This is a genomic window from Kitasatospora sp. NPDC059817, assembly GCF_042731835.1.
Taxonomy (GTDB): Bacteria; Actinomycetota; Actinomycetes; order Streptomycetales; family Streptomycetaceae; genus Kitasatospora.
In genome coordinates, this window is sequence record NZ_JBHWIR010000160.1 from 1 (window position 1) to 4723 (window position 4723).

At 74.0% G+C, this 4723-nt stretch carries 5 protein-coding genes; 4 read left to right on the forward strand and 1 reads right to left on the reverse strand.

The window, feature by feature from the left end; translation table 11 throughout:
- Positions 1 to 175: 175 nt before the first annotated feature.
- From ACFV61_RS27315 to ACFV61_RS27330, 4 genes are all read left to right on the forward strand, one after another.
- Entirely contained in the window at positions 176 to 976 is an 801-nt protein-coding gene (locus ACFV61_RS27315; RefSeq protein WP_380494424.1) for a hypothetical protein, read from the forward strand.
- Between the two features lie 1250 nt (positions 977 to 2226).
- Entirely contained in the window at positions 2227 to 2424 is a 198-nt protein-coding gene (locus ACFV61_RS27320) for a hypothetical protein (RefSeq protein WP_079136478.1), read from the forward strand.
- 236 nt (positions 2425 to 2660) lie between these two features.
- Positions 2661 to 2771: an SDR family oxidoreductase gene (locus ACFV61_RS27325; protein ID WP_380494439.1), complete on the forward strand. Its 111-nt coding sequence runs from the start codon at positions 2661 to 2663 to the stop codon at positions 2769 to 2771.
- Positions 2772 to 3000: 229 nt separating this feature from the next.
- Entirely contained in the window at positions 3001 to 3666 is a 666-nt protein-coding gene (locus tag ACFV61_RS27330) for a maleylpyruvate isomerase family mycothiol-dependent enzyme (RefSeq protein ID WP_380494441.1), read from the forward strand.
- Positions 3667 to 3705: 39 nt separating this feature from the next.
- On the opposite strand, the gene ACFV61_RS27335 is transcribed toward ACFV61_RS27330, so the two are convergent.
- Positions 3706 to 4629 carry a zinc-ribbon domain-containing protein gene (locus ACFV61_RS27335; RefSeq protein ID WP_380494425.1) on the reverse strand — a complete coding sequence of 308 codons (924 nt, stop codon included), beginning with the start codon at positions 4627 to 4629 and terminating at the stop codon, positions 3706 to 3708.
- Between the last annotated feature and the right edge of the window lie 94 nt (positions 4630 to 4723).

Sequence of the window (4723 nt, forward strand, 5' to 3'; positions counted from 1 at the left end):
CTTGTATTTGGGGCTGCGCGCCCCCCCGGGCGGGGGGGCGGGCGGGGGCGGGGGGGGGGGTGGCGGCGGCGGTGGCGGGAGCTACACGTTGGGGCCCGCCGGTGGGGGTGGCGGCGGTGGTGGTGCCGGTGGTGCAGGCGGCGGAGGTGGCGGTGGTGGCGGCGGTGGGTCCTTCGTGTCGTGCACGCTCGCCGTGAAACCGGGAGAGGAGATCTATGGCACCGTCGGGCGGCCGGGGAGCATCGTCAGCGGGGGGAAGGGCGGCGGCGCGGGGTCAGGCGGTCGGGCGGACTCCCTGTTCTCGCCCGGTCGGGACGGCACCCCGGGCGGGGCAGGGAGCACCGCCTACACCGGGAACATCAAGGGCGGGCAGTCGGTGGTCTACGCCGTGGTGAGCAGGGGACTGGCGGAGGCGTTCGGCGGCGAGGTGGGTGGAGCCGGCTCCGGAGGCGGGGGCGGGGGCGAGGGCCTTCGTGGTGAGCGGGCCGCCGGCAGCAGGGGCGGCGTCGGAGGGCTTGGCGGCAGCCTCTCGGCGGGCGGCAGCAGCGGCGGCGGGGCAGCCGGCGGCAAGGCCAATCGCTGCACCGGGACCGGGGCCGTCCTGGTGAGCGGCAACGGGGGCAGTTCCGGTCAGGCCGGGACATCCAGCTATGCGGCACGTGCGGGCGGCACCGGGATCGCAGGTTCGGTGGGCAGCGGCGGCCCGGCGAGCCAGGGCGGAGCCGAGGGTTCCGGTGGGTCGGGCGGCGCAGCGGCGCAGCCTCCCGCTTCCCTGCCGATCACTCTGCCTGCGGGCGTCGGCCAGGGTGGCACCGGGGCTCCCGGCGGCGCGGGCGGTGCGGGCGGCAGCGGCGGCCACGGCGGAGGGCCGACCCCCAGCCCCGGAAGCCAGGCCGGCACCGACGGCACGGCAGGCCTGTCCCCAGCCGCAAGCGGCGGCAACGGCGGACCCGGCTACGTCCTGATCACCTGGTAGGTAGCCGAGGGTCCCGTCATGCGGCGCGGGTCGGCCTGGACCGTGTGCGCAGCCGTCCCTGACGAGATCCTCCCGAAAGCACCCGATGGCGCACCCGGCACCACGAGTTCGCCCCGGTTCGCACCGTGCCTCCGACAATCCGCTCTCCGAAAGAGCACCTCGACATGCCTGCACCGCTTCTACCCACGGCTTCCCGTGCTCCCCTGCACAGCGCGTCGGAGTCCCCGATCACGCACCGGTCGCCGGTACGAGGTCCGGTGGGGTCGCGCCGCCGGTCGCGTCTACGGGTGTCCGTCGGCCTCGGCGCCATGCTGCTGGGAGCGGTGGTGTCCCCGTCCGCGGCGTCTGCGGTGACAGCGTCTGCGGCGGCGCCGGCTGCGGCCGGGCGACAGGAGTACACCGAGCCCGGAGCCTACTACTTCACCGTTCCTGCCGGGGTGACGTCGATGACCATCTACCTGGTCGGCGCCGGCGGCCCCGGCGGGGTGGGCGCCGGCGGTGGTGGCGGCGGAGGTGGTGGCGGCGGCGGGAGCTACTTCATCGGGCCCGCCGACGGGGGTGGGGGTGGCGGCGGCGCCGGCGGCGCAGGGGGCGGCGGTGGCGGTGGCGGCGGAGGTGGGGCGTTCGTGTCGTGTGTGGTGCCCGTCGACCCGGGCGAGCGGCTGCTCGTCGCGGTCGTTGCCGGAGCGGATCCCACGGGCGTGGGCACCGGAGGGAGCGGCGGTTCCGGCGGGCGGGCCGATGCCACGTTCACCCCGGGCACGGCCGGTGGAGGCGGGGGCACCGGCACAAACGGCTCGCAGGGCTCCACCAACAGCGGCGCGACCTCGGTCGGGGGACGCCACGTCCGTGCGGATGCACTGTCCGGAACGTTCGGCGGGGCGGGCGGTCCCGGAGGCGGGGGTGGCGGCGGGAAGCCCGGCGAACGCGCCGGCGGGACCCGGGGCGGAGTCGGCGGTCTGGGCGGAACCGGGGCACGGGGTGGGGCGGGCGGCGCGGGAGCCGCGGGCGGCCCCGCCGTCACGGGTAAGCCCGGCAGCGTCCTGTTCCCACCGAGGAACACGTGCAGGGGGACCGATGCCGTCGGCTCCCCCGGCGCCCCCGGAACAGCCGGCGGGAGCGCCGGATCCACCTCCGATGCCCGCGCCGGCGGAACAGGTCTCCAGGGCCGTGAGGGTGACGGGGGTCCCGCATCGCAGGGGAGCTCCGGCGGAGGCGGCGGAACCGGTGGCGCACCCGGGCAGGCGACCGTGCCCCTGCCCGCCGGCACCGGCCGGGGCGGTAACGGCCTGAGCGGCGCGGACGGGGGTGCGGGCGGCGTGGGCGGCGACGGCGGCGGCGTCTATCCCAGCTCCGAGGACACACCCGGCCAGGCCGGCGCCAGCGGCCGGAATCCGGCCGGCACCGGCAACGAGGGCGGCCCCGGCTACATCCTCCTCACCTGGTAACCCACCCACGCACGACCGACTCGGCGGCGGCGCCTGCCAAGGTCCGGCTCAGACAACCTTGATGCCGAGTCGGAAACCTTGCTGGGCCGTCGGCCGAGGAGCCCGGCGCCGGCGGCGTCAGCGGGTTGCGGCCGTGACACCAGGCGCGAGCCGGGAACCGGCGAAGATCGGCTGACCACCAACGGGTCCGACTGCTCGGCCCTCCGCCCCGGGTCCCGGGCGGGCCCGGCGGCCGCCTGGGCCGGCCGACGGAGGTCGCCGCCCTCGTGGCCTACTTGGCGAGCGAGGACGCCGGCTACGTCACCGGCGCCACGTTCGACATCAACGGCGGGACACACATGCGCTGACGGGCGGCTTGCAGCGGCACTGTGCGGTGCCGTGAGTCACAGGGTGGAGACGTTCACGGGTTTGCGGGCGCGGCAGTTCGGGGGTCTGTTACGGGTGGCGCGTGAGCGCGGCGGCAACGGGCCCGCGCACGGCTGCGGAGGATGCGCAGCGGCTTCACGCGTGCGAAGCTTCGCTTCGCCGGTGCCCGGTTCGGCGCCCGTCCGACTACCGCACAGGAGCAGTGCCCGCATGCCACCGTCGACACCGAACGACAGTCCTCGACCCGCGACGGACACCTGGGAGCAGGTCCACGCCGAACGGGCAGCCCTGGCCGCTGACCTGGCGGGACTGGACGAGGGACAGTGGGCCACCCGGTCCCTCTGCGACCGGTTCACCGTCCGCGAGGTGCTCGCACACATGACCGCCGGGGCGAGCCTCGGCCCGGTGCGGTGGATGGCGGGTGTGGTCCGCTGTCGCTTCGACTTCGACCGGCAGGTTGCCCTGCGGCTGGCCGAGCACATGGGCGCCGCTCCGGCCGAGACGCTCGCGCGGTTCCGCCAGGTGATCACCAGCACGACCAAACCGCCCCTGCCGAGAGTGGCGATGCTCGGAGAGACCGTCGTGCATGCGGAGGACATCCGCCGACCGCTCGGTATCGAGCGCGACTACCCGGTTGATGTCCTGACCGCCCTGGCCTTCTACTACCAGGGCTCCGACCTGCCCGTCCTCTCCCAAAAGCGTGCCGCCGGCCTGCGGCTGGCGGCCACCGACGGCCCCTTCGTCGCCGGTGACGGCCCACGGGTGTCCGGCACCACCCTGGCCCTGGTCATGGCGATGGCCGGCCGCGCGCCCTACTGCGACCAACTCGACGGCGAAGGGGCCGTCGTCCTGCGCGAGCGCCAGGCGACAGCCTGAGGCCGCACCTTTTGCCGTCACGGCGTGTTCCGTGATCAATCAGTGTTCGGACGTCCAGCGTTTCACCCGCTCGATCACACCGTCCGGGTCGGAGACGGTCGAGTGGACGGTGAACTCGGCGTACCCGGGATCGTCGATCGGCAGCGCGGGCAACGGATGCTCGCGCAGCCGCGCGACGAGGTACCCCGCAGCCGGCAGGTCACGGGACTTCTCCTCGTCGACATCGGCCTTGTCCGCGTGCCAGTAGGACCCGTCGTACTCCACGGCGAGCTTCCGGCCGCCGGAGAGTTCGACCGTGATGTCGACGTGCCAGACGCTGCGCCGGACGAACGAGCCATGGCGTACGGCCTGACCGGACGATGCTTTGCCGAATGCGCGTTCCGCGGCCGCGTGGTGGTCGAGCTCGATCCGGGACTTGCCGTGTTCCCTGCACTCGGGGCACCCGCTGCCGGCCGCGCGGGAGGCCAGGGGTGTCTGCCACACGTGCGCGGGGTCGGCGGTGCAGACCCATGTCGGGACGAAGGCCGTCTGACCGCTGGGGCGTACGTGCCAGGCCGAGAGCGGGTTCACGGGTGACCACTCGGCGGCGAGTTCGGGGAAGTGGAACGCGAGTGAGTCGAGGATCGTGCGGCATTCGGGGCAGCGCAGGCGCTGCCCCTTGTCCCGCTGTTCCGGCGTGTCCTGCCACTCGTGGCCGCAGCAGGGGTCCTGCCACCACACCGTTCTGCGTGACCTGGGGGAGAGCTTGGCCAGGCTGATGCGGCCGTTGCGGGTCGGGTGCCACTGGGAAGCGATCTCCGGACCGATCCTGAACGGGGCGGGTTCGACGGCGACGGCTTCCAGGGTTTCCAGCCGGGCGGTGCGGCTCTCCTGGCTCCGGCAGGAGGGGCAGCCTGAGTGCAGGTAGGTGTACGGGGATATTCGCGGGTGGTGCCCCTGCGGACAACGGAGGGGTCGTTGCAACAGTGCTGGGGGGGGGCCCAAAAACAAAAAATTGGTCCCCCCCAGAGAAAAAAACCCCCACAAAGATAAAACAACCCACAACAGTGTTGCGAGA

Excerpts from the sequence above, each read along its gene's own strand:
- ACFV61_RS27330 (WP_380494441.1), top strand. The coding sequence starts at position 3,001 with ATGCCACCGTCGACACCGAACGACAGTCCTCGACCCGCGACGGACACC.